Raw genomic sequence first — 23525 nt, forward strand, 5'->3', positions numbered from 1 at the left:
AAACGGAATAAACAAAAATAATTCCTAATTATTGCCTGAGGCTGGTAATTTAACAATAACCTCTGTCCCCTCACCCTTCCTGCTCTGAAACTCTATGGAACCGTTCATCGCTTCAATAATCCGGAAGGTAACCATGAGTCCAAGCCCCGTCCCCTTCGTCTTATTGGAATAATACGGCTCCCCCAGCCGGGCCAGCTCGCTGACCTTCATGCCTTCGCCGTTATCCTGCACACTGATGACCACATGATTGCCTGTCTTCCAGGCAGTTACTACAATCAGGCCTTCCTCCTGCAATGACTCAATGCTGTTCTTAATCAGGTTAATGAATGCCTGCTTGAATTTGGCCGGGCTGCCCGACACTTGAAGATCCTCCTGCAGATGCAGTTCAATGGCTCCACCCTGCAGATTGGCAAGGGGCACCAGAATGCCTGACACATGCTTCAGCTCTCCGGAGACTTCAAATACATCTACCGTATCCATACCAGGCTTAGCGAACGTCAAGAAGTCGGTAATAATGACCGAGGCCCTGTCCAGCTCCTCCATGGCCATCTGCAGATACTCCTTCTCCTTCTTGCCGGAGCGTTCTCCCAGAATCTGCAGGAAACCGCGGGTTACCTGCAGGGGATTCCGTACCTCATGGGCAACCGAGGCAGCGAGTTCACTGATAATCTCCATTTTCTCCGACCGCTGCAGATCATTATTGAATTTCTCCAGTTCCCTGGAGTATTCCAAAGCCTGCTCATGACTCCCCGCAAACCGTCTTCCCAGAATAACAATCAGGGAAATAACGAACAGAACCATTCCCCACTTCCACCAATACAGATGATACCTCTCCGAAGAGAAATAATAGATCAGCAGCTCACTCAGGGACAGGAAGGCAAACACAGAGAACCCCATCGAGAAAATCACAGCATCTTTATTGCCCCTGAGGGCATAAGTCAGCGACATATACAGCAAATAAACAAACTGCGCCATAATCAGCACACCTGTCACATTGATGGTCAGGAAGGAGTACAAGTAGTCGAACCGGAATGAGAGCACGGCATTCAGGGCAAGCGCCCCCAGGCAGAACAAGGAGTAAGCCAGCTGGAAATTGCGCAGCCGGGTGGTATATCCCCGCTTGCCGGGTCCAAATAATTGTTCAAAGTAGATCGTAAACGCCGGCAGAAGTGTGAAGAGCGCCAGATCGAAGCAGATTCCCGTAAGCCGCTCCTGGCTGTTCACGATCAGCCGCAGGAACGGGGAATACGTAATCAGCAGCACGCCAAAGGATATAATGACCAGAATCAGAAATAATCCGCCCGAGAAAAATTCCGGTTTAAGGAACAACAGACAGATCATCAGCGCTCCGCCCATAAATATCAGCGCTGCTCCAATGACAATATCCACCAGATCCTGCTTCACATAGAAGGACAGCAGCTTGTCATAGCTGCCTACCCTGACCTTTCCCCCGATGCCGAAATCCTTGCCGCCGCCGGCACTCCATAGATACAGCTGCTTGGCACTGTCCTCCCCGGATAGCGGAATTAGCACCTTGTTGCCGCTGTAATTGATCACCTCACTGGAATCATAGATGAGCCGGCGGTCTATATATACCTTAAGGCTGTCGCCGTATACTTTGTCGATCAGGAGTGCTGAATTCGCCTCTGTCCGCGGCAAAGAAAACCGCAGCCAGACTGAATTTGCACCCGCAGGCGGTTGCGGCCTGTCTGCCCGCGCCTGTACAGTCCGCCACTCCCCGGAAGGAGCAGCCATCGCCTCCTGAATATCATGTAGAGCTGCATGTTCCCATTTAAGCTGCCATGCCGGGAGGGCTACTTCTTTATGTCCGCCCCATTCCATGGCAATGCCAACCGGGATTATGGCAATTACGAGCAGCAGCATAATTAGTGCGGCTGCTGTTTTGGTTGAAGGCAACTTCATTGTGGCACCCCAGTGAATCCTTAGTTGTATTTACGTAGTTCATATGATTCTTATTTTCGACAACGTTCGCACTATACCTGCCTTATCCTGCAAAAAACCTCGAAAAATAGAAGGATTAGTTAGCTTGTGAAGCCTAGGCATTCTTATATTTACGCGTTAATTGTGGTTATTCCACGGGTGGAATGAATATATTAACAGAATGGCTGCCCGGCTGCCGAACAGATTCGCCGCCGGTTTAAAGGGTATACAATTACTATAGGTAAAGGAGGCTCGCGATGGACACTCATAAGAAACCTCCTGATGGTGAAGAACAAGACCGTGAGGACCTGATTACCGAGCGGGATATTGATGAAGAGTCCGGACTGTTCCAGGAAGGCACCTATCCCGGCGCACTTCCGGACAAGGATCAGAAAGCTGCGGTTAATCATGCTGTCCCCAAAGAGGGGCAGACTTAAAATAAAGGGAGCTGAACAGCAATGGGCAATGAATTCAATAAGACCGAAGCCGACTTTGTGTACGAGCGTTATACCAAAATGGGCGGCGTTTCCCCGGAACAGGATATTCCGCTGGAAGAATTGCGTCCGCTCGGCACGATTACCGAACAAAGTCCAAGTGATGAAGTGGACACCGCCGGGAACCGGCCGCTTGAATCTGCTCTGGCCAGCCATGATCCCGCTAATTTCACACCTATAGATTTCGACGGTGTGGTGGACGATGGTTCCGATCCGGCACTTGTCGGCGATAATATTCTGGCTGCCGACATCGGACTGAATGTGCCGGATTCCGGGCTGGGCCCGCGTGCAGACCGGAACCCCCCTCCGCCAGGGACTCCGGCGCCGGAACGGGACGAGCTCCTGGAATCGGATGCACTGTACGCTGCCGGCGCGGCAGGCCTGACCGGCAATGTAATTGATTATGCGGATGAGGAAGAGCTGCTGGAGGAAGAGGAAGAGCTTCCGCTGGAGGATATCCCGGATGCCGACGATATTGATCCCGGCAGCGCGATCGACCCGGTCTCCCCGGACCCCGACGCAATGCCCGGAACCGATGTGCTGAACGGCTCCAGCGGTGAAGAGGACTAAGCGGCATAACCGTATTGACTTTTGAACGAAATAAACTTACTATAATGGCATTCAATACGGCGATGGAGTTCGCCATAACCGTCCTTCGGGACTAATGACTCCTACCAGTGATCACTCGCTGGTAGGAGTCTGTTTATTTTCAGGGAGCAGACTCGGGATATGGGGGCATAGCAGGATGAAGAGGAAGTATGCACGGTGGGTGGAGCTTGCAGCACGGCAGAGCCAACTCGCTCTTTGGAGTACATTTGTGAAATGGGTGGTGCTGGGGGGATTGGTGGGACTATTGTCGGGGAGTGCCTCGGCTATTTTCCTAAAAAGCCTGGAAGCCGTGACCAAGGTCCGGCTGGAGCATGCCTGGCTGCTGTTCCTGCTTCCTGTGGGGGGCGCTCTGGTTAGCGGCATGTACATGCGTTACGGCAGGAATAGCGCAAAGGGTAACAATCTTATTCTGGAGCAAATTCAGCAGGGAGATGAAGCGATTCCGCTACGGATGGCGCCTCTGGTCCTTATCGGGACACTGATTACCCATCTCTTCGGAGGTTCTGCCGGGCGTGAGGGAACGGCTGTGCAAATGGGCGGCAGTCTGGCCGATGCGCTGGGAAGATGGCTCCGGATCAACTCCCTGGACCGCAAAATCCTGCTCATGTGCGGAATCAGCGGCGGTTTCGGCTCGATCTTCGGGACCCCGCTGGCCGGAACGGTCTTCGGTCTGGAGGTTATCGCCATCGGCCTGATCAGCCACAAGGCCCTGCTGCCCTGTTTCGTTGCCAGCTTCACCGGTGATCTTGTCGCTTCCCGCTTGTGGGGTGTGCACCATATCCACTATCAGGTGGATGTTGTCCCCGGAATGGATGCGCTGGTGCTGGTCAAAGTGATTGCCGCGTCCATTGTGTTCGGTCTGGTCAGCCTGCTCTTCAGCGAGCTTACCCATTATCTGAAGCGGACCTTCACAGCCTTAATCCGTAACCCTATGCTCAAAAGTGCCACCGGCGGTCTCATCATTATCGCCCTGGTGTACATTGCCGGTACACGGGATTATCTGGGCCTCGGGATTCCGCTAATCAGCGGTTCATTTACGGGGGATGTCCATCCTTTCGCCTTTCTGTGGAAGCTGGTCTTCACAGCCTTCACCCTGGGAACTGGATTTCAGGGCGGCGAGGTGACCCCGCTCTTTGCCATCGGAGCTACTCTGGGGAACAGTCTTGCCGGCTTGCTTCATCTCTATGGACCTTTCCTGGCTTCGCTCGGCTTCATCGCCGTTTTCTGCGGAGCGGTCAATACACCGATCGCCTGCTTCATTATGGGCATTGAGCTGTTTGGCTCCGGCGGAGCGGTATACATGTTCATCGCCTGCGTAATCAGCTATCTGTTCTCCGGACACAGCGGCATCTACAGTTCCCAGCTCATCGGCATCTCCAAAAGCGCACTGCTCCCTGTTCCTGAAGGGACGACGCTGGCTGCCGTCAAAGAGCTTCACAAGTAGAAACGGCAGCAGTTCATTCTCAGGGTGTCACCTGGATTCCCGCGTGGGCAGCATTCACCTTCGATTCCAGCTTGTGGGTCTTCACGAGTACAGCCGCTACAAGCAGCATGACGCCGTTAATGACAAATACCCAGCGGATCGGCAGGAAGGCTCCGAGCAGACCGCCGATAATCGGTCCCGCCATCGTTGCCAGCTGGCTGGCCGCCTGATTCAGCCCGAAGGCCCGTCCGCGAAATCCCGGTTCAATGACCTGGACTATCATCGCGTTAACGGAAGGAAGCACACCGGCATAGAAGAGGCCGTAGGCAAACCGCAGAATAGCAAACTCTACATAACCTGATACAAAATACTGCAGAATATTCCCGATTCCTCCGCCAATCAGACCGATGAAGAGAATAAAGCCATAGCCTTTGCGGCTGCCGATTCTTCCCCACTGCGGTGCCATAATTACGGTAGCGATACCGACTGCCGAGAAAACGATTCCGGAGCTAAGCGAGGCGCTGCTGCGCGAAATCCCCATGTCCAGCAGATAGATCGGCAGCAGCGGCTCCAGAATCATGACGGAGAAGGTACTGATGCCCGCAAGCAGAAGCAGGGTGATAAATGCCCGGTTCTGGCCGGCTTCACGGATATCATCCCTTACCCTGGAACGCGGGGCAGAACGGTCGAAGTTCTCTTCCTTGGCGAAGAAGGTAGCGATCAGCGCGGAGACCAGCACAATAACAGCCGAGAACAGGAACGCAACACGGTTGCTGGAATAATAGCTGACTACGCCGCCGATAAGCGGCCCGATGATGCTGCCGGTGGCTCCGGCTGTAGACATGATGCTAAGCGCATAGCCTGTCTTATCCTCCGGTGTGTTGGTCGCTACCATAGCAATTGCTGCCGGAACGAACCCTGCGAGCAGTCCCTGCAGAATCCGCACGACCAAGAATACATAAGGATCATGCACGAAGAAATTAATCAGATACAGGGCCGCCAGGCTGAAGCCCGAACGGATAAGCATCGGCTTGCGGCCGTATTTGTCGGCAAGTGAACCCCAATAAGGCGAGATTAGCGCGCTGGCCAGAAACGTAATGCCGAAGCTGACCCCAGACCATATCTCCAAATGGCTTGTAACACCTAACTGGTCGCTAAGAAAAATTGAGAGGAACGGAATCGAGATCGAATATGCCGTACTGCAAAAGAAAACCCCTACCCAGAGCACGATCAGGTTCCGCTTCCATGAAAAACTCATGCTGTACACATCCCTTCAGCGTTTTTTTGGAAGCACTTCTCCCATTCTACCCCTCTTTGAAGAATGTGCCAATCCCGGCCGGAGGAGCAGGCTTTGCATGAAGCGGGACAAAGAAGGTATGATACTAGGGAGACTGCACCCTATTATTCAAAGATAAAAGGAGAGATTTGTACGTGAAGCTTACTACTAGAAAACCCGTCATCCTGCTGGCGGTGATGTGTCTGATGCTCGTGATTCTGGCGGGCTGCGGCAACAAGCCTGTGAACAATAATGCTGCTGCCGGAAATGGAAACAGTACTACCGCCGGCAGCGAGGCTACTACGGCGCCACAGGATAATGCTGCTGCAGCTACGGAAGGCGTACCTTCAGCCACAGCCAGCCATCCGGTGGTTACAATTGAAATGGATAACGGCGCCATTATCAAGGCTGAGTTGTATCCCGAGGTTGCCCCGGGCACGGTTAACAACTTCATTTCGCTGATCCAGAAGGGCTTCTATGACGGAACCATCTTCCACCGGGTCATTCCCGGCTTCATGATTCAGGGCGGCGACCCTGACGGTACAGGTATGGGCGGTCCGGACTACAGTATCGCCGGAGAGTTCTCCGCCAATGGATTCACCAATAATTTGCTGCATACTGAAGGTGTTCTATCCATGGCCAGAAGTCAGGATATGAACTCCGGAGGCTCGCAGTTCTTCATCATGGCCGCCGCTTATCCGAGCCTTGACGGCAGCTATGCCGCTTTCGGTAAGGTTACCGAAGGACTGGAAGCCGTGCAGGATATCGTCAACCTGCCGCGTGATGCTAATGACCGCCCTGAACAGCCGCCGGTGATGAAGAAGGTTACGGTCGATACCCTCGGCGTTACTTACCCGGAGCCGCAAAAGGTGCAATAACCGCTATTCATCCCGTACTCCGCTGCCGCCCTTCCAGCAGCGGAAGTACCAAGTAGAGCAAAGCAAGAGCCATCCTCCGGTTACGGACGATGGCTCTTGCTCTATAAACCGTATTCTTAAATCATGCAGCGGATTATTGGAAATGAGTATTCTTCGTTCTCCACTGCTCCAGCTTGATTCTTACCCAGAAGCTGTAGATGCCGAGCGTTATTAATGACAACAGGAACCACTTGATCCATTGTCCGAACAAGCTTACGGCACTGCCGTCAAACCGCAGACGCTGCCCGTTAACTACGGTATGCTCCACCTTCCAGCGGTAGATCATCACCACAGACCAAGGATAGCAAATTCCGAGGGTGCAGACCGTAACCAGCCAGCCTGCCAGGCACCAGCCAATATACTCGATAAGTGTCCCGTCAAAGTAAGACTCCCTGCTTCCGTAATTCATTGCCGCATTCATATTCACCGCTGCCATGTGTCTCCACCTTTCAATCCTGCAAGATCTTCCCTGGTTCTATTTTCCTTATTATCCAAGCCGGCTACTGCTACATTTCTCACTATCCTGCATGAAATAGCAAACGAATTGTCGAATGATCTGCTATACATCCAAAGAAACGGCCCTGTTCACCGCCGATTAGCGGAACAGGGCCGTTCATGTACAGATTCAACGCAACCCGGATTATGCAGCGGGATCACCGCTCCCGCCTCGGCTGCTCACCTTATCTTCTGCTAAGGGCATGCTGCCCGTTGCGCAGGAAGGTACTGCGGCTGTTACGCAGCAGCGAGATCCGCTCCTCTGCGAGCTGATCCGCTGCAGCGTAAGCTGGAATTCCGCTCAGCTGGGAGATTTCCAGCACGCGGGTGATGCTGTCGTAGATTTTGGCGATTTGCTTGAACGCCCGTTCCTTGTTATAGCCGTTCAGCTCGTCGGCGATATTGATTACACCGCCGGCATTAATGACATAGTCCGGGGCGTAGACAATCCCCATCTCATGCAGGGCATCCCCGTGGCGCGGTTCTTTAAGCTGATTGTTAGCGGCTCCCGCCACAACCTTGGCTCTCAGCAGCGGCAGGGATTCATCATTAATGGTCGCACCGAGTGCGCACGGCGCGTAGATGTCACACTCCGCCTGAATAATCTCGCCCGGGTCCACCGCTGTAGCCCCGTAAGCCTCTACTGCCCGGCTGACAGCCTCCTTATTAATATCTGTGACGATCAGGCGTGCGCCTTCCTCGTGAAGATATTTGCACAGCGTGAAGGATACATTGCCGACACCCTGCACGGCAACGGTTCTGCCGTTCAGTGAATCACTGCCGAATGCCGCCTTGGCCGCTGCCTTCATTCCCCGGTATACCCCGAAAGCTGTAGCCGGTGAAGGGTTGCCGGATGAACCGTAGGTAGCCGAGATGCCGGTGACGAAATCCGTCTCCTGATGGATGATGTCCATATCCTCTTCCGTAGTGCCTACATCCTCAGCTGTAATATAACGGCCGTTCAAGCCCTGTATGTATCTGCCGAAGGCGCGGAACATCGCCTCATTTTTATCTTTTTTGGGATCCCCGATAATCACCGTCTTGCCGCCGCCCAGATTCAGCCCGGCAACTGCATTCTTATACGTCATGCCCTTGGCCAGCCGGAGTGCGTCCACAACCGCCTCTTCCTCTGTAGCATAAGTCCACATTCTCGTTCCACCCAGTGCGGGACCCAGTGTTGTGTCATGAATAGCAATGATTGCCTTCAAGCCTGATGCCTTATCCTGACAAAACAGCACTTCCTCGTAGTCGTCCCGCTCCATTGCCGCAAACAATTCCATTAGATTCATTTCTCCTGTCTCCACTTTATGTACATGTTACGTTTCATAACAAAGCTAGACCTTTCAGGACATGTTGTCAATATCTTTTGTTTCATTTTCAGCTTTTTTCAGCAAAATCCAGCAAGCAACAGACATCAACCTCACGCGAAGCGTTAGAGAGTCAGATTGATGTCTTTGCAGCTTTATTCCCAGTATTGGTCCGGCCGGTATTCGATCTCGGATTGCACAGCTATCGTCAGACGGCCCGTGGCCGCATCATATACTACAGGATGATCACCTACGTAATACCAGTGCTTAATCACTGGCCCGCCAGCCGGTTCCTCGAAACGGAATACATTCAGCTCAGCCTTGAGTTCGGCAACTGCCGCCCCCTTATCAGCCGGAACTCCGGTTAGGGTAATCACGGTTAGCCCGCCCTGCTCATCAAAGGTATAGCCTATGCCATCTGTACTGCTGATCAGCATGCGCCCCGTTACGGAATGCTTCACCAGCACTCTTTCCTGCTCTGCCATTAGGGATTCCTCCTCCAAATATGGGTTCAAGCCTTATTCAAGGCAGATCAATCAGCATGACAAGCGTATCCGTATCCTTGTCTGCCTGCAGCGCGAGCTGGCTGACCGCCTCAATCCGGGCAGAATCTCCCGGCCTGAGCACAGCGTCCCCATTCAGCGTAATTTGTCCCCCGATTAAATAGACGAAGATCCTCCGGCCCGGCTCCTGCCGGAAATCAAGCAGCCCGCCGGTCTGCGCTCTGCCCAGATAGATGGTCATATCCTGGGCAATGCCGACGACCTCCGCCGAGGCTTCAGCCGCCACTACCGGAAGCAGTCTTCCATCCAGCTTCGCCGGATCGAAGCGGCCTGTCGCGTAGGAAGGAGCCGTGCCCCGTGTACGCGGCATGAACCACAGCTGCAGCAGCCGCACCGGCTCGCTGTCTGAAGGGTTATGTTCCGTATGAATGGCACCTGTTCCGGCTGACATCCGCTGAATACCGCCAAAGGAAGTCTCCGCCACATTGCCCAGGTTATCCTCATGGCGCAGCACGCCGGACAGCACAATGGAAACAATCTCCATGTCACTGTGCGGATGGGCACCGAAGCCTCTTCCCGGAGAGATGGTATCGTCGTTGCAGACCCGCATCGGGCCGAAAGCTGTATTGTCAGGATCATAGAAATCGCCAAACGAGAAGACATGACTGCCCTTCAGCCAGCCGTGATCGAACCGGTGTGCAGACTCTGCAGGATATACTGTAATCAATGTGATCTCCTCCTAAAGGCTGTTATTGTCTGTCTTAACTTAAGTTCATGCGTTCAATATCTTCAGTGTATCAGAAAGCTCCGCAAACAAGAAGAAACGGGCACCGGCCCTTGGGGCGGCATCCGTTTCTTCAGAAAACAGCAGGTACAGTAATATAGTGTGAAGCTTGAGTCCTTCAGAATTAGGCCTGAAAAGCGTTCCAGTGCGTAACTGCTTCCAGCGGAAGTCTGGCTGTCGGCCGTCCTTCTACTTCTGCCTTGCCCAGCGCAATGAGCATCACCGGCACATAACGCTCCGTAATCCCGAACAGCTCCTTAAAGCTGTCGTGAACGAATCCGCCCATAGGCACGGTATCATAACCTCTCGCTTTGGCTGCCAGCATAAGCTGCATGGAGATCAGCCCGCCGTCTATCAGCGCAATATCCTTCAGCCTCTCAGCAGGCATGCCGGAATAACCGTCATAACTTCTTTTGGCCATAGCCGCGCCTATTTCTGCTGTGACATATCCGGCTGCCTCTGCGTACTGATAGATGGTCTCCGCATTGCGGTACGCCTCAAGATCGCCAAGCACGGCTATCGTTGCTGAGGATTCGGTAATCTGTGCCTGGTTATGGGCGATCGGCAGGAGCTGTGCCTTCACGTCCGGGTCGGTAATAACAATGAACCGCCAAGGCTGCAGATTGGACGAAGACGGGGCCAGAATCGCCTCTTCGAGGATCTCCTTAATCTCCGCATCGGATATTGTCCAGGATGGATCGTATTTCCGCACAGAATGCCTATCGCGAATCACCTTGCCGAATTCCTGTTCTACCTTCAGTTCTGCTGACATACGCTCATCCTCCTCTTCCTCTTCCTGATCCAAATAAGCACTTCATCAACCGCTGTATTCTAGAGCTGCGTTTAACTGTATAATATTACGCACAGTATAATTCAAAAAAAAGCACCCTGTCAATCTTCCGTTTTGCGCACCATATCGGCCAGCGTATAACGTTCCAGAACTCTTAGCGCACTCTGGTCCAGCTCGTCCAGCAATTCACCATAGGCTACCTTCATTTGTGTCCCCAATGCATTTACACATATTGTATCACTATGACCATTATCGCGTCCTTCTCCTGCCTCCATAGCCTGATAAATCTCAGCAAGCGTCAACTCTTCCGGCGCCCGGTTAAGCAGATATCCTCCGTCACGCCCCTCGCGGGTTACCAGAATCTGCTCACGGGTCAGATTAGCCATAAGGCGCCTCAACAGTGTGGCTTCAGACGACAGCAATCCGGCGATTTCGCAGCTGGAACAGGTACTGCCTTTTTTCGCGAGAATCACCAATGCCTGCAGCACAAGACCAAACGACTTATATTGGGGAGCTCCGCTGTTTCGTGTTTTTGCCATATTCCCCGCTCCTCCTTCATGATGAAGACCTTAAGTGGTCGATATCTGCAGTTCGGAAACGATGAACCATTTCTTGGATGCAGTGTCTTTCAAATAGACCTGGATCGTATAGCCGCCCTTCTCCGTGAAGGTGTAATTATACGCCGCCGACTTGAACCAGAAGCTCTCCTTCTTCTCCGTAATCTGCTGATTGTCCACGGTATCCGTTTTGCCGGCCGGGTCAGTAATTGTTATTTTCAAATCGGAAACATCCGTTTTCAGCTGATCCACCTGCACCAGGGTGTAGAATGTACTGCTGGACGCGGTTCTTACTTTGCCGAAAATGGTACCCTTTTCATCAAGCAGCACCGTGTTCACATTGGGCTTATAGATACGGACCGTCCCCGCCGACTCGTCCAGAGACAGGATCGCATGCATATTGTCAGGAAGCTGGTCCAGCGGCACATAGGTCTGGCCTTCCGATGATATCCCCGGCTGCTTTTGAAGCACGTTATTTATGTATACAGAGAGATCCGTTTTGCCCGCAGCAGCATACAGCAAAGTTCCTCCTGAGATAATCATCAGTCCAAGTGTGGAAACCGCCAGCTTACGCATCTTCCCCATCTTTTACGTCCCCCTCAAATATTCCTATGCTGATTATACCCGCCAAACCGGAAGGAGTTGCTGTCAATTGTAAAATAAAACCGGTTGCTTCATCCTGTTAAGAATGCTGCAGCCGGCTTTATGTAAAATTATGGATAATTCACTGTTCCGGATGAGTTCCTGGCGTGCCTGTTACAGCTTGGCAATCGTTTCGGTCAGCACCGGTACGATCTGTGATTTGCGGGAAACTACACCCTTCAGCACTGCTTTGTTGTCGTCCAGCTTCACATTGTAAGCCTGCTCCACGGCACCGGCCACGCGGCCCAATGCCAGTCCAACCGAATCGTTGTTCAGGATATCGGTAACTACGAACAGGAACAGATCAAGTCCCTTGTCGTCGATAATCGCGGTAAGGGCTGTTTCCAGCTCCGCCTGCTTGGAGAGCACATCGTTCACATCTACAGCATTGACCTGGGCGATCTCCACTTTGTATTCACCCATTTTGAATTCCTTGGCATCCAGGGAGATCAGCTGGGCAATACTCTTGTCGCTTAGGTCCGCACCCGCTTTGAGCATGGCAAGGCCATAGCTGTCAGCGTCTACACCAGCAATGTCAGCCAGCTCACGGGCAGCGGCAACATCTTCATCTGTGCAGGTCGGCGATTTGAACAGCAGGGAGTCGGAAATGATAGCGGAGAGCATCAGACCGGCGATGTCCTTTGGAATAGCTACACCATTCTCTTTGTACAGCTTATTCAGGATTGTTGCAGTACAACCTACCGGCTCTGCACGATAGTACAGCGGATGAGCGGTTTCAAAGTTGGCAATCCGGTGATGGTCGATAACTTCAACCACACGGACCTGATCGATATCATTCGCACTTTGCTGGCGTTCGTTATGGTCAACGAGAATAACCTGCTTCGCTTCAGCGGCAACATTCTCCACGTGGCGCGGTGCCGGTACCCCGAAGTGATCAAGCGCATATTGGGTTTCGCCGCTGACTTCTCCCAGCCGGACCGGCTCGGCATCCCAGCCCAGTTCCTTCTTGAGTGCTGCATAAGCAATTGCTGAACAGATGGTATCTGTATCCGGGTTTTTGTGTCCAAAGATCAAAGTTTTTGTCATTTCCAATCTCCTTACTATGTTTTTTGTGAGAATAATATACCATACATTGATAGAGCCTTGCCAGAATGAACAGATACCCGGCCCCGGATTAAGGGCGGGAGCGCTCCCGGGCTGGCCGGTGCTGCGGAATTCCCGGCTTCGTCTTGGGTAATGCTTCAGGCACATCCCCTCCGCTTAGCGGTTCATTGTCCGAGAACAAATCCGGATTGTCCGCCAGCATGCGGCTCAGGATATCCGTGGTCTCCACGGTTCCGCAGATCATGACTCCGGCATCCCCGAAGCTGCCCCGGCGCAGAGCGCCGCCTTCCTCCAGCACAGGCTCCACTTTCCAGAAATGCTGCGACCATGACAGCCCGGAATGTCTGCGTGAAGGAACAGCGATTTCCTCCGCTTCAGGTGTCACAGTGTAGAGCAGTTCATGCCCGTCCGTCATTCTGCCGGGGATATCCACCCACTCTTCAATGCCATGGATGAAGGTATTCCTCCGCAGATCCACACCCAGCAGCATAATCTCTGCCTCGCGGTCCAGCAGCTTGCCGTAGACCGAGCCGCGCGCGCAGGGCGTATCCCAGCGCTGGTCTCCGGCAGTGAAGGCCGCCGCGTCCGCTCCAAGCGCAGCTACAGAGTGGGTCGGATGCCAGGAGCGGATCACACCCGGCCGCTTACGGAACAGCTCCGGCAGGATGCCGACACAGACGGGTGACTCCAGAACAGAGAACCTCGGATTCGCCCCGTTAATATATGACCACGTATGTGCCGGCAGGACCAGCAGCCCTTCCTTCATATATTCGGAGAGCGCATCCAGAACGGTGTCTGCCCCTCCTTCTACTTCACCGATGCTTTTATAGGAGGAATGGACCAGCAGCGTTCCGCGCGGATCGATTCGCAGGTTCTCCAGCTGCTGCAGCAGACTTGATTGGGTATGCATGTTTACCCCCGCTTTCTTGGATACTAAATAGGACACTAAATATGAAAATACAAAATACACCTTGCATTTCTCTTAATTAACTATTAAAATTATAGTAACTTAAAAATACTCATTAAGTATCCGGCACGTTCAAATATATCCGCTTAAGGTCACAAACTATAGTTGCTGCTTTCGCAGCGGCATAACTTTATTAGGAGGTCTTCCCATGAGTTTAACATTAAAAGGGCTTCATCATGTATCCGCCATTACAGCCAAAGCACCGGAGAACTACAAATTCTATACAGAAGTGCTCGGACTCCGCCTGATCAAAAAAACAGTAAACCAGGATGATGTCTCTGTCTACCACCTGTTCTATGGTGATGAGAGCGGGAATCCGGGCACGGAGCTCACCTTCTTCGAGCTGCCGAACGCCGGACGCAACCGCGACGGCAACAACAGCATCTCTGCACTTTCACTCCGTGTACCAAGTGATGATGCGCTGCTCTTCTGGACCCAGCGGTTCACGGTGTTTGGTGTAGAGCACGATGAGATTACCGAACGCGGCGGCCGCAAGACGCTGGCCTTCACCGACCACGAGGGACAGCGCCTCATCCTCGTCTCGGATGAGCATAATCAGGGCATGGCCGGCGGCAAGCCCTGGGACAAGAGCCCCGTACCGGCGGAATATGCCATTGTTGGACTGGGCCCGGCACATCTCACAGTGGAGACTGCCGAACATACGGCACTGATTCTGGAAGATCTGCTCGGCTTCCGCCGCGCGGGCACTTATCCTTCGCCGGTAACCGGACAGCCGGATGTCATCGTGTTCGAGACCGGAGAAGGCGGGTCCGGCACGGAGATTCATCTGGAGGAACGCAAGGATCTGCCGCAGGAGCGCCTCGGACGGGGCGGTGTACACCATGTCGCCTTCCGCGTGGATAACGAAGAAGAGCTCAAGCTGTGGATTGAACGTATCCGCACCGTACAGCTGCCCAATTCCGGATTCGTTGACCGCTTCTACTTCCGCTCACTGTACTTCCGCGAGCCTAATGGAATCCTGTTCGAGCTGGCTACGGATGGTCCGGGCTTCGCCACCGATGAAGAGGTGGAGCATCTCGGGGAATCACTGGCCCTGCCGCCGTTCCTGGAGTCGAAACGTGAACAGATCGAAGCCCATTTGAAGCCGCTGGATACCCGGCAGCAGGCTTAAGGCGTCTGCCCGGCTGGCGGGCACAGCATCTATCCTGCTCAGACGACCCACGGACAGCGGACAATCAGGGTCTCCGGGTGCAGAAGTCCGTGTACCAGGCAGCGCCTAAATCTGCAGCACCCCAGCAAAAACTCCGGGCCGACAAGCGGTCCGGAGTTTTGGGTCTGTATACGGCTGTGAGACGGCATCCTTACTCCGTCAGCTCTCTGACCAGGTAACGGTGAAGATATTGAAGCCCGGCCGGGCAGTCGAAGCTTTACCAGTGATCGATACCGGACTCGTACCGCCGAGTCTGCCGGTAATTTTGACCGTGCTGGCGGATACGGTCTCAGAGGCATTATCAAGCCGCTTAATCCGCACATATTCACTGTATACGAATCCCATCATGTCCAGCGTTTCCTGCGTGGAGTAGCTGAAGGCTACCTTTTTCACGCCGTTAGCATCCGTATCAAGGGTAGTCGCAATCAGGGCATCGGCCGGAATCGGGAAATCCTTCGGCAGATTAACCGGCCGGGCAGTACCCTCTACCGGAGCTGTAGTCCCGCCGCCGGCGGAGGTTCCCGGTGAAGGGGCAACCTCGCTGCCGGTACCGATCCGCACTTTATAATTCGCGGCATCATAAGTTATCGGCACATCCAGCGCATCCGCGATCGAACGGATGGGCAGGTAAGTGGTGCCTTCGTAGGTGATTGGCGTTAGAGTTTTGCCGTTGCCGTCCTTCAGCCAGTAAGGAGTGCCATCCACCACAATCCCGAGACTGTGGTTGAGATAGGCTTTGATCTGCTGCAGCTTGGCGCCTGCATAGACTCCTGCCGAGCCGGTTACCGTAAGTCCGGTGACAACGGCGGCAATCAGCCATTTTTTATTCATAGTAATCCTCTCCCGTATGTTGTTATCAATATTGGATATATATAGCGTCCTTATATATTTAACACAGGGGAGAATCTTTCAACCTGCCGGAAGCCAAGTTCAAGCCGGATTAGCGCTCCGCTTCACCCGACTGACACAAACCTCACCCTAGCGCACAATCTCCAGCAGCTCATCTAAACTGCGGATTTCATATGTAGGCAGCACACCCGGATCTCCCGGCTTCTCCAGCGGATTGAACCAGCAGGTATCGATGCCATAATTGATCCCGCCCTGAATATCCGAGGTCAGGGAGTCACCGACAATCAGCACCTTACTTTTATCAGAAATACCAAGCCGCTCAAAAGCATAATCAAAAATCCCCGTCTCCGGCTTCTGATACCCGGTCTCCTCAGAGATAATAATCGCCTCGAACACCTCGCTCAGCGGCGAACCCTTGATTCTGGATTGCTGCACATCCTTGATTCCGTTGGTAATAATGGCCAGCCTGCTTCCGGCAAGTTCTCCGCACAGCTCTACCGCCCCTTGAATCAGGAACGTGCCCTCGCCGAGGAACCGCAGATAAGCTTCGCTGAATTCATCCGGCTTAAGCTCAAGACTATGCGCGGCAAACAGCCGGTTGAACCGCTCCACCCGCAGCGCGGCAGAGGTAATCCGCCCCTGTTCGAAGTCCTTCCACAGTGAATGGTTAATTGCTTTGTAGCTGGCCGCATAGTCCTCTGCCCCTGTCGGCAGCCCGAAATGGGCAAAGGCGTGGTACAAGGCATGGCTCTCCGCCATCCCGTAATCAAACAGCGTATCATCGGCATCAAATAAAATCACTTCGTATTTCATCTTTCAATATTTCCCTCCATCTCGTTTGCCGGTTCGACAACGTATAACCTTCTGCGATATAATTTACACAGACCAGCCTAAATAAATCAACGGGGTGATTGTCATTTTATACGTTTTAGCGTTTCTCGTGTCATTTTTTATCGTTTATCTGCTGATTCCCCCTCTTGGTAAGCTCGCTTTCCGCCTTGATTTTGTGGACAGGCCCAGAGAAGATGTAGAACGCAAAATACATAGGGAGCCGATTCCGCTCACGGCCAGCTATGCCATATTCGTAGGCTTCTTTATTACATATCTGCTGTTTGCCCGGGACTTCTCACTGGAGACGCTGGCCCTGTTCATCGGTGGCGTGCTGCTGCTGACTATAGGAACCATTGATGACTGGTACAAAACCAAAGGCAAGGACTTTCCGGCGCTTCCGAAATTCATTGTTCAGATCGCCGCAGCGATTCTCGTCTTTTTCTCAGGCAATGCCTTCACGGGATTCATCAATCCCTTCTCAGGAGATTATATCTCACTGCCGTTCATTCTGCAGTTCCTGCTGACGATTATCTGGATCTTCGGCGTCACCACGGTGATTAATTTCTCTGACGGCATGGATGGCCTGGCCGGAGGACTGACGGCGATCTCGGCAGTAACCCTGTTCGTAGTCGCCATTACCATGGGACAATCCTCATCGGCCATCATGGCGATGTCGCTAATCGGGGTCACAGTCGCGTATCTGCGCTACAACAAAGCTCCCGCCAAAATCTTCATGGGTGACGCCGGCGCCACCTTCCTCGGCTTCATTCTGGCCGTGATTGCGCTCGACGGTGCCTTCAAGCAGGCAACGGTGCTGTCGCTGTGCATCCCCATTCTTGCGCTTGGCGTGCCGATCTTTGATAATATTTTTGTTGTCGTCAAAAGGTTCCTCAAGGGCCAGGCCATCTATCAGGCCGACGCCACCCAGGTTCATTACCGCCTGCTCAAAGCCGGCCTGAACCAGAAACAGGTCGTTGCTGTGCTGTATCTGGTCAGCGTCTGCCTGTCGTTATCATCCATCATTCTGCTGCTGATTCAGATCTAAGTGTTTAAGCCCCCTCGGTTCGAGGGGGCTTTTGTTTTAGGCGCAGTTCACTGCAATTGTTCGATTAATCCGCTTATACGCTTATCCGCTTTCCGGGGCAAAGATCTGGTGACTTTTTATAAAATCCTGCCCATAATACAACATTCCCTTCATCCTATCAGCCTAAATCCAGAATTGTTGTACAAAAGGCATGATTTCGCCTTTCTCAAGCGGCTTAGCAGGATTATTCTTGTATTTCATACAGGCGTGTTGATTTCCCAAAAAAAGGGACGAAAAAGGCCGCCATTTCGGGTAATGGTAAGTACGACCAAACCAAACCGAAATGAGGCGACCTCATGAACAAGAATAACCCATTCTTAGCTGTATTTAAACAAGTTTTAACCCAAGAAGAAGTAGCCGAACTAACCGGGCAAGAGAAAGACTATACGGACACTGCAACTAAATTCACGGTGTATACCATGCTGCACTATCTCGCCCAAGCCAGTTATCTGAAATGGGACGGTTTTCGTGAGTGTGCAAGGCTAGCTCCAACCCATGATTTAGTTCCTGTTCACTACTCAACCCTCTCGAAAAAAGCCGGCGAGGTTCCCTATGAGATCTTTAAACGAGTCTTTCGACTCCTGGTGAAAAAATGTAATCGCGAAACCCGGCGTCACCTGAATCTTCCCAAAGATTTATTACTAATCGACTCTACGACGATCACGGCATCCAACCATCAACTGTCCTTTGCGAAATACAAAAAGCACAGAGGGGGCCTCAAAATGCACACGGCCTTCTCCTATGCTCAGCAGTCTCCCCTTCAGGTGGAAGAAACGATCGCCAGACGCCACGACGCTCCGTTAGGCGAAGTATTGGCAAATCCAGACTATATTATAGTACAGGACCGGGCCTATGGGAAAATCGGGAGATTGGATCATTATGTGTCCATAGGCCAGTCCTTTGTGATTCGGCTTAAAGACAATCTACACTTAGTCGAACCGGAAATACACACCTGCCAACTCCAAGGAGATCCCAAGATTGTACGAGATATCATCTGCAATATCGGCCAAGGAAAGTGCCGTTCTGCGGAGCGTCAACGTGTGGTTGAATTCAAAAATGACCGTAACCAAGTGGTCCGAGTGGTCACCGATTTAAGAGAAGAGTCCCCGGAAGTCATTGCCGAAATCTACAAAGCCCGTTGGCAAATTGAAGTCTTTTTCCGCTGGATCAAGCAGCATCTCAATGTACCTAAATTGTTTGGAAAAACAAAGAATTCGGTCTACAATCAGTTGTTTGCGGCGTTCATGGTCTATGTTCTTTTAAAGTGGTTGTTTGACGTAATGAAAGACAAAGTCCCTTGCTTCGTAAAGCTTACTTTCTTGGAATTTATGCAGTTCCTGCAGAACCAGAATCTTCCGGTCGAGTGGCAGGTTCAGTTTGATTTGCTCCGGAGAAATACTGGAGATTTCTGTGAATTAATCAATCCAGTATCTGGGTAATCAACACGCCTGTATTTCATACAACAATCCGCCTGAATACCTGGCTCTCAATGAATCAAAGTTGCACAACGTACAACTTTCAGGTCTACAGGGCTTCCTCAGAAGTCCCCATTCTGCGGAAACTACGAATCAAGTATATGGCGGCCCTTGCCTCAAGTCTCCTTCTCTTCCGTAAAATCATGCAGACGCCGGTAAATATCCACGATCTCCGGCATTGGCATACGGACGAGTCCGCTGGACGAAGGCGCGACAAACTCCCGCACTCCATCCACCACCGGAGTCACACCCTCCTGAAATCCCCAGTCCGCTTTGGTTCTGCGGCTGAATTCCGTGTATACGCCTTTGCCGACAAAGCAGGCGATCTCCGGACGGTATTGCTCCAGCTTGGCCCGGAGCAGCTCCCGGCCCTGCGTGTATTCCTCCCGGGCAATATCTTCAGCGCCTACCGTGGGGCGGGCGACAATGTTAGTGAACCCGTAGCCCAGCTTCAGCAATTCGCCGTCCTCCGAGGCATCATACAGCCGCGGCGTCAGACCGGACTTATGCAGGATGCGCCAGAAGTTATTGCGCGGATTGGCGTAATGATGGCCCAGCTCTCCTGATCGGATGCTGGGGTTAAATCCTATGAACACAATCTGCAATCCATGATCCAGATGATCCGGTACCTCTTCCATTAAAGTTCCCTCCTTACCCGGCAGCTCCATGTGAGTCATTATGCTTACTTTATATAAGCATAACCCAAGCAGAGGCTTAAGACACGCAAGCGCCTCATTCTCCGCACCTCATTTCCTCTCCCGACACGCTTCGGGCGGAAACAAGAGCAGTCATCCCGAAATCATTAGTCTCAACCGCTGTTCATTCCATGGATGCGGTAGAAAAATGCCCCCGCCCGGGAAACATCACCGGATACGGGGGCATTAGTCTGACTTTGGTTTAATTTAATAGAGAAGATGACTATGGTAGAAGGGCCTTTAGCGCTGGCGTTACGTCTTGTTCGTCTATTGAGATGTAACTCGTCATTCCAATTTTGTACTCTATCTTCACCACGTACCTGCCATCTTGTCCGGTGACATTCTGACGATGCTCCAGAATATCATCAATTAGTGTCTTGTCTGTAACTGTGACTGTACGTTCCTCGTTGCGGGCCAGATTCAAACGCCGTTCAATATTGCCACGAAGCGCTGAAGCCATTCCATCCTTGTTGTAATCCTTGAAAATTACAGCCGACAATACGTCCTTTGCTATTGCTTTAACTTTATTAGCATAGCCCTTCTGTTCCAGCCAGGCCCCCAATTCATGGTAGGAAGGATACCACGGATAAGAATAATAGCGCTGATAACCTGTCGAATCCGGTTTATCGACTAACTCAATGGATGCCCGCTCAAGCTGACCGGAAACCTGATCTTCATAGGACATATTCAACACTTCCCGCTTCAGAATCTCTTTAAGCTCCTGAACCTCCTGCCGGTCAGAAATACTGACCGCCTTATCCAGATTACTCAGTCTGAAGCTGTCTACATTCCGGTCCAGCATGGACAGAACATATTTCACGCGCATAAAGTCTGCATTCTCCATTACGGCCTTCAGTTCCGGCTCGAACCCCTTGGCCGGAACCTTGTAGGTCCGCATCAGCTTCCGCCCGCTCTCCAGCTTGTATACCAGGGTGAACTGCCGGTTACCCGTATAATCATAACTCGGGGTATTCCGGGGATCCGGCTTCAAAGTAACAATCGCATGATGCAGCTCCGTGACAGCTTCGATGTACCGCGGATCCGTGGATAGAATCTCTTCCTCCGGTTCCTTATTGTCGTTAATCCCTTGTGGTGGATCCTGGGTTAAGTACCCATAATTCCCTCCGGCATATACCGCAGTCACTTTATCAACCTGTGGCACCCTGTCCTCATACCCGGTTAACCCTGACACGGGAATGTAGAGCAGCAGACCCAGCAGCACGCTGTACACCGCGAATTCAAGCGGCAGCCTGCGGGTCATAATATGCCAGGTTTTACGGATAATCATCTCTACTACAATGTAACCAACCAGCCCTCCGATAAAAACACTGCCGATGATCCAGCCAAGCTGATTCCGCCCGGTACCGAAGTAAAGGCTGGCCAGCAGCATACTGCACAGCATCACACCGGCTTTGAATAGCGGATTGAAGTAGGAGAAGGCCAGAGCCTGACCGGCTTTTTCCCCGTGGCGTTTACGGTACAGCAGGAAGGACAGCGCCATGAACACAGCGGATAGAATGGCATATACCCACGTTTCCACACTAGTTAAAGTCTCAACGGACAGGTCCATAATACGCAGAAGCGGTGCCCAGTTATTCAGGATATTCTGCAAGCCGGACCATTCCGGATACCCGTAGAGATATCTGTTCAGATGCAGGTCGATGAATTGCAGGAGTGCAGCGGGAAGAATCAGCAGAATGAAGACCAGGATTCCCTGGAGAATGGTCTGTCCCGTGCAAATGCCTACAAATACAGTGAACACAAATAGAAACAGCGTGAGCAGGCTGACGGTCAGGCACCATTCCCAGACATCGGCTGCGTTGTAGATATACATGATGCCGTCCAGCGGGCGGATGATAGCTCCAACCGCAGCTGTAATCCAGACTGGCGGAAGCAGCAGGAGCAAACCGCTCAGCGTATGGGAAGCCAGCAGATGCGAGCGCCGCAGCGGCAGGCTGTGCCACAGGTCGGAAGGCATTTTGGACTGCAGATAACGGAACAGGAATAAACCGGCTCCAACAGGAAATGCAACAAGAAAAGGTGCAATATCGATCCCAATGTTAAAAAGCTGAGGTATCTCCATCGGCTCCGTAAAACGATAGCCGTTCATGAGTATCTGCAACGGGAATACGAATAGCAGTACCAGTGTATATAGAATTCCGATCCAGCCGTGCTGGCGCAGGTTCTGGCGGATAATGCTGCTGTTAAAGAAGTATCGGCTGCGCGTCATAACCGGCATCCCCCATTTCATAAATAAAGATTTCCTCCAGTGTCAGCGGCAGCAGATCGAACACATACGGCTCGTAGACATGAAAAGCCTGGGCGATCCGCTCCCGGTCGCCTTTTACAATATACAGGCTGACACTTCCCCGCTGCTCCTGGTGGAGAATCTGCAGCTTGGCCTCCAGCGCCGCCGCATGGCGTTCATCGCGGAAAGCCACCTGGATCTTATGCGTGTCCGCCTTCAGATCATCCAGATCCTTCTCGACCAGCATCCGGCCTTCATGCATAATGCCGACATGGTCGCATAGATCTTCGATTTCCCGCAGGTTATGCGAGGAGATCAGCACGGTCAGCTCCCGCTCGGCCACCTCCTGGAACAGCAGATTCTTGATCTGCCTGCGCATGACCGGGTCCAGCCCGTCGATCGGCTCGTCCATAATCAGCACATCCGGCTTGCAGCTGAGGGCCAGCCAGAAGGCGGCTTGGCGCTGCATTCCTTTGGAGAAACGGCTGAGCTTGCGCCGGGTATCCAGCCGGAACGCCGTCCCGAGCTCCTCGTATCTCTTCTGGCTCCATTCCGGATAGATGGAACGATAGAATGCCGCCATACTTCTGATAGTTGCCTGCGGGAAGAAATAAGGACTGTCCGGCATGAAGATCAGTCTGCGCTTCACCTCAGGAGCTTCGAACACCGGCTGGCCGTCTATCTTGACACTCCCTATTTCAGGACGATAGATGCCGGCGAGCGTCTTCAGCAGCGTTGTTTTGCCGGCTCCATTGGAGCCCAGCAAGCCGTATATGGCCCCTTTATGTACAGTCAGCGAAATGTCTTCAACAGCCTTCTCTTCCTGGAAAATCTTGCTCACTCCGCGTATCTCAATCATGGCTGTTCTCCTCTCTTCTCTTATCCAGCGCCTGGCGGTACAGCGCACTCATCTCACTCTCCGTGAATCCGAGGTAGACTGCCTCCGCCATCAGCCGCAGCAGCTCTTCCTTCAGCTCTGCCCGTTTACTCTCATTCTGTCCGTGCTGAAGCGGGGCTACGAAATTGCCTTTGCCCTGCAGTGAATAGATGTAACCTTCCCGCTCCAGCTCCCTATAGGCTTTCTGGATCGTATTGGGGTTCACCGTAAGCTGCGAGGATAAAGCCCTCACCGAAGGCAGCTGTTCATCCGCCTGCAAAATACCATGCATAATCATCTCTTTAACCTTATCGGTCAGCTGTTCATAGATCGGCTTGCGGCTGCGTACATCGAGTTCGAACATGACAGTCCTCCTTTCATATGATGTTTCACAGGGTGTCGAGGTGTATTAACTGTACTATTATTATTAATACAGTTGCAGTTATATGTCAATCATTAACATACAAGCATAGATAGAACCTTAACCAGCGCTTTTCCAGCGAGTCGGCCGGGTAAACAAGTTTC

24 protein-coding genes and 1 riboswitch are annotated in these 23525 nt (G+C 52.4%); of the genes, 7 read left to right on the forward strand and 17 right to left on the reverse strand.

The genetic code is table 11. From position 1 onward, the window contains the following. Positions 1-24: 24 nt before the first annotated feature. Positions 25-1923, reverse strand: coding sequence for an ATP-binding protein (locus MHI42_RS15380; protein ID WP_342424354.1), 1899 nt, complete (start codon positions 1921-1923; stop codon positions 25-27). 275 nt (positions 1924-2198) lie between these two features. Here MHI42_RS15380 and MHI42_RS15385 point away from each other — a divergent pair, with 275 nt between their 5' ends. The 3 genes from MHI42_RS15385 to MHI42_RS15395 all read left to right on the forward strand — a co-directional run bounded on the left by MHI42_RS15385 (position 2199) and on the right by MHI42_RS15395 (position 4488). Next, positions 2199-2378, forward strand: a complete 180-nt coding sequence (locus MHI42_RS15385) for a hypothetical protein (protein WP_342424355.1) — start codon at positions 2199-2201, stop codon at positions 2376-2378. Positions 2379-2399: 21 nt separating this feature from the next. Beyond that, positions 2400-3005, forward strand: coding sequence for a hypothetical protein (locus tag MHI42_RS15390; protein WP_342424356.1), 606 nt, complete (start codon positions 2400-2402; stop codon positions 3003-3005). 49 nt (positions 3006-3054) lie between these two features. After that, positions 3055-3116: riboswitch (Fluoride riboswitch) on the forward strand. A 64-nt stretch (positions 3117-3180) separates the two neighbouring features. After that, positions 3181-4488, forward strand: a complete 1308-nt coding sequence (locus MHI42_RS15395) for a voltage-gated chloride channel family protein (RefSeq protein ID WP_342424357.1) — start codon at positions 3181-3183, stop codon at positions 4486-4488. A 19-nt stretch (positions 4489-4507) separates the two neighbouring features. Here MHI42_RS15395 and MHI42_RS15400 read toward each other — a convergent pair whose 3' ends face one another. Further along, positions 4508-5725, reverse strand: coding sequence for an MFS transporter (locus MHI42_RS15400; protein ID WP_171720545.1), 1218 nt, complete (start codon positions 5723-5725; stop codon positions 4508-4510). Positions 5726-5940: 215 nt separating this feature from the next. On the opposite strand from MHI42_RS15400, the gene MHI42_RS15405 reads away from it, so the two are divergent. Next, the gene (locus tag MHI42_RS15405; protein ID WP_342424752.1) at positions 5941-6621 is read left to right on the forward strand and encodes a peptidylprolyl isomerase; all 681 of its coding nucleotides are present in this window, start codon (positions 5941-5943) and stop codon (positions 6619-6621) included. Positions 6622-6754: 133 nt separating this feature from the next. Here MHI42_RS15405 and MHI42_RS15410 read toward each other — a convergent pair whose 3' ends face one another. The 9 genes from MHI42_RS15410 to MHI42_RS15450 all read right to left on the reverse strand — a co-directional run bounded on the left by MHI42_RS15410 (position 6755) and on the right by MHI42_RS15450 (position 13713). Then, on the reverse strand, positions 6755-7096 hold the full coding sequence (locus tag MHI42_RS15410) for a DUF898 family protein (RefSeq protein WP_039302961.1): 342 nt from the start codon (positions 7094-7096) through the stop codon (positions 6755-6757). 244 nt (positions 7097-7340) lie between these two features. After that, complete coding sequence (locus MHI42_RS15415; protein WP_342424753.1) at positions 7341-8435, reverse strand: Glu/Leu/Phe/Val dehydrogenase; 1095 nt, start codon at positions 8433-8435, stop codon at positions 7341-7343. Positions 8436-8617: 182 nt separating this feature from the next. Beyond that, the gene (locus MHI42_RS15420) at positions 8618-8947 is read right to left on the reverse strand and encodes a hypothetical protein (RefSeq protein WP_076247394.1); all 330 of its coding nucleotides are present in this window, start codon (positions 8945-8947) and stop codon (positions 8618-8620) included. A gap of 37 nt (positions 8948-8984) precedes the next feature. Further along, positions 8985-9692, reverse strand: a complete 708-nt coding sequence (locus MHI42_RS15425; RefSeq protein WP_342424358.1) for a pirin family protein — start codon at positions 9690-9692, stop codon at positions 8985-8987. 181 nt (positions 9693-9873) lie between these two features. Next, a complete protein-coding gene (locus MHI42_RS15430; RefSeq protein WP_342424359.1) occupies positions 9874-10521 on the reverse strand; it encodes a nitroreductase family protein in 648 nt (215 codons plus the stop codon). A 119-nt stretch (positions 10522-10640) separates the two neighbouring features. Beyond that, on the reverse strand, positions 10641-11078 hold the full coding sequence (locus tag MHI42_RS15435; protein WP_340989045.1) for an Rrf2 family transcriptional regulator: 438 nt from the start codon (positions 11076-11078) through the stop codon (positions 10641-10643). A gap of 30 nt (positions 11079-11108) precedes the next feature. Next, positions 11109-11681, reverse strand: coding sequence for a hypothetical protein (locus MHI42_RS15440; RefSeq protein WP_342424360.1), 573 nt, complete (start codon positions 11679-11681; stop codon positions 11109-11111). Positions 11682-11852: 171 nt separating this feature from the next. Beyond that, a complete protein-coding gene (locus MHI42_RS15445; protein ID WP_042133906.1) occupies positions 11853-12785 on the reverse strand; it encodes a manganese-dependent inorganic pyrophosphatase in 933 nt (310 codons plus the stop codon). 88 nt (positions 12786-12873) lie between these two features. Beyond that, on the reverse strand, positions 12874-13713 hold the full coding sequence (locus MHI42_RS15450; protein WP_342424361.1) for an AAC(3) family N-acetyltransferase: 840 nt from the start codon (positions 13711-13713) through the stop codon (positions 12874-12876). A gap of 205 nt (positions 13714-13918) precedes the next feature. Here MHI42_RS15450 and MHI42_RS15455 point away from each other — a divergent pair, with 205 nt between their 5' ends. Beyond that, the gene (locus MHI42_RS15455; protein WP_342424362.1) at positions 13919-14902 is read left to right on the forward strand and encodes a ring-cleaving dioxygenase; all 984 of its coding nucleotides are present in this window, start codon (positions 13919-13921) and stop codon (positions 14900-14902) included. A 198-nt stretch (positions 14903-15100) separates the two neighbouring features. Here the strand turns inward: MHI42_RS15455 and MHI42_RS15460 are convergent, their stop codons facing one another. Together MHI42_RS15460 and MHI42_RS15465 are read right to left on the reverse strand one after the other, a co-directional pair. After that, positions 15101-15772, reverse strand: a complete 672-nt coding sequence (locus tag MHI42_RS15460; protein WP_340989048.1) for a hypothetical protein — start codon at positions 15770-15772, stop codon at positions 15101-15103. 147 nt (positions 15773-15919) lie between these two features. Beyond that, a complete protein-coding gene (locus tag MHI42_RS15465) occupies positions 15920-16603 on the reverse strand; it encodes a YjjG family noncanonical pyrimidine nucleotidase (RefSeq protein WP_342424363.1) in 684 nt (227 codons plus the stop codon). 94 nt (positions 16604-16697) lie between these two features. Here MHI42_RS15465 and MHI42_RS15470 point away from each other — a divergent pair, with 94 nt between their 5' ends. Together MHI42_RS15470 and MHI42_RS15475 are read left to right on the forward strand one after the other, a co-directional pair. Further along, a complete protein-coding gene (locus MHI42_RS15470; RefSeq protein ID WP_042133899.1) occupies positions 16698-17666 on the forward strand; it encodes an MraY family glycosyltransferase in 969 nt (322 codons plus the stop codon). A 335-nt stretch (positions 17667-18001) separates the two neighbouring features. Then, a complete protein-coding gene (locus MHI42_RS15475; protein WP_342423522.1) occupies positions 18002-19144 on the forward strand; it encodes an IS4 family transposase in 1143 nt (380 codons plus the stop codon). Positions 19145-19296: 152 nt separating this feature from the next. Here the strand turns inward: MHI42_RS15475 and MHI42_RS15480 are convergent, their stop codons facing one another. The 4 genes from MHI42_RS15480 to MHI42_RS15495 all read right to left on the reverse strand — a co-directional run bounded on the left by MHI42_RS15480 (position 19297) and on the right by MHI42_RS15495 (position 23364). Beyond that, complete coding sequence (locus MHI42_RS15480) at positions 19297-19818, reverse strand: mismatch-specific DNA-glycosylase (RefSeq protein ID WP_342424364.1); 522 nt, start codon at positions 19816-19818, stop codon at positions 19297-19299. A 280-nt stretch (positions 19819-20098) separates the two neighbouring features. Beyond that, the gene (locus MHI42_RS15485; protein ID WP_342424365.1) at positions 20099-22105 is read right to left on the reverse strand and encodes a hypothetical protein; all 2007 of its coding nucleotides are present in this window, start codon (positions 22103-22105) and stop codon (positions 20099-20101) included. Continuing rightward, positions 22080-22982 (reverse strand): ABC transporter ATP-binding protein, encoded by a 903-nt coding sequence (locus MHI42_RS15490; RefSeq protein WP_342424366.1) that lies wholly within the window; start codon positions 22980-22982, stop codon positions 22080-22082. The genes MHI42_RS15485 and MHI42_RS15490 overlap by 26 nt, the downstream gene beginning before the upstream one ends. Then, entirely contained in the window at positions 22975-23364 is a 390-nt protein-coding gene (locus MHI42_RS15495) for a GntR family transcriptional regulator (protein WP_342424367.1), read from the reverse strand. Before MHI42_RS15495 ends, MHI42_RS15490 begins: the two co-directional genes overlap by 8 nt. Between the last annotated feature and the right edge of the window lie 161 nt (positions 23365-23525).

This window comes from Paenibacillus sp. FSL E2-0178 (assembly GCF_038593005.1).
In the GTDB taxonomy this organism is placed as follows: domain Bacteria; phylum Bacillota; class Bacilli; order Paenibacillales; family Paenibacillaceae; genus Paenibacillus_AQ; species Paenibacillus_AQ phytohabitans.

Bases quoted from the DNA above. Each gene is read 5' to 3' on its own strand.
- MHI42_RS15380 (WP_342424354.1), bottom strand. From the start codon at position 1,923: ATGAAGTTGCCTTCAACCAAAACAGCAGCCGCACTAATTATGCTGCTG.
- MHI42_RS15385 (WP_342424355.1), top strand. From the start codon at position 2,199: ATGGACACTCATAAGAAACCTCCTGATGGTGAAGAACAAGACCGTGAG.
- MHI42_RS15390 (WP_342424356.1), top strand. From the start codon at position 2,400: ATGGGCAATGAATTCAATAAGACCGAAGCCGACTTTGTGTACGAGCGT.
- MHI42_RS15395 (WP_342424357.1), top strand. From the start codon at position 3,181: ATGAAGAGGAAGTATGCACGGTGGGTGGAGCTTGCAGCACGGCAGAGC.
- MHI42_RS15400 (WP_171720545.1), bottom strand. From the start codon at position 5,725: ATGAGTTTTTCATGGAAGCGGAACCTGATCGTGCTCTGGGTAGGGGTT.
- MHI42_RS15405 (WP_342424752.1), top strand. From the start codon at position 5,941: ATGTGTCTGATGCTCGTGATTCTGGCGGGCTGCGGCAACAAGCCTGTG.
- MHI42_RS15410 (WP_039302961.1), bottom strand. From the start codon at position 7,096: ATGGCAGCGGTGAATATGAATGCGGCAATGAATTACGGAAGCAGGGAG.
- MHI42_RS15415 (WP_342424753.1), bottom strand. From the start codon at position 8,435: ATGGAATTGTTTGCGGCAATGGAGCGGGACGACTACGAGGAAGTGCTG.
- MHI42_RS15420 (WP_076247394.1), bottom strand. From the start codon at position 8,947: ATGGCAGAGCAGGAAAGAGTGCTGGTGAAGCATTCCGTAACGGGGCGC.
- MHI42_RS15430 (WP_342424359.1), bottom strand. From the start codon at position 10,521: ATGTCAGCAGAACTGAAGGTAGAACAGGAATTCGGCAAGGTGATTCGC.
- MHI42_RS15435 (WP_340989045.1), bottom strand. From the start codon at position 11,078: ATGGCAAAAACACGAAACAGCGGAGCTCCCCAATATAAGTCGTTTGGT.
- MHI42_RS15440 (WP_342424360.1), bottom strand. From the start codon at position 11,681: ATGGGGAAGATGCGTAAGCTGGCGGTTTCCACACTTGGACTGATGATT.
- MHI42_RS15445 (WP_042133906.1), bottom strand. From the start codon at position 12,785: ATGACAAAAACTTTGATCTTTGGACACAAAAACCCGGATACAGATACC.
- MHI42_RS15450 (WP_342424361.1), bottom strand. From the start codon at position 13,713: ATGCATACCCAATCAAGTCTGCTGCAGCAGCTGGAGAACCTGCGAATC.
- MHI42_RS15455 (WP_342424362.1), top strand. From the start codon at position 13,919: ATGAGTTTAACATTAAAAGGGCTTCATCATGTATCCGCCATTACAGCC.
- MHI42_RS15460 (WP_340989048.1), bottom strand. From the start codon at position 15,772: ATGAATAAAAAATGGCTGATTGCCGCCGTTGTCACCGGACTTACGGTA.
- MHI42_RS15465 (WP_342424363.1), bottom strand. From the start codon at position 16,603: ATGAAATACGAAGTGATTTTATTTGATGCCGATGATACGCTGTTTGAT.
- MHI42_RS15475 (WP_342423522.1), top strand. From the start codon at position 18,002: ATGAACAAGAATAACCCATTCTTAGCTGTATTTAAACAAGTTTTAACC.
- MHI42_RS15480 (WP_342424364.1), bottom strand. From the start codon at position 19,818: ATGGAAGAGGTACCGGATCATCTGGATCATGGATTGCAGATTGTGTTC.
- MHI42_RS15485 (WP_342424365.1), bottom strand. From the start codon at position 22,105: ATGACGCGCAGCCGATACTTCTTTAACAGCAGCATTATCCGCCAGAAC.
- MHI42_RS15490 (WP_342424366.1), bottom strand. From the start codon at position 22,982: ATGATTGAGATACGCGGAGTGAGCAAGATTTTCCAGGAAGAGAAGGCT.
- MHI42_RS15495 (WP_342424367.1), bottom strand. From the start codon at position 23,364: ATGTTCGAACTCGATGTACGCAGCCGCAAGCCGATCTATGAACAGCTG.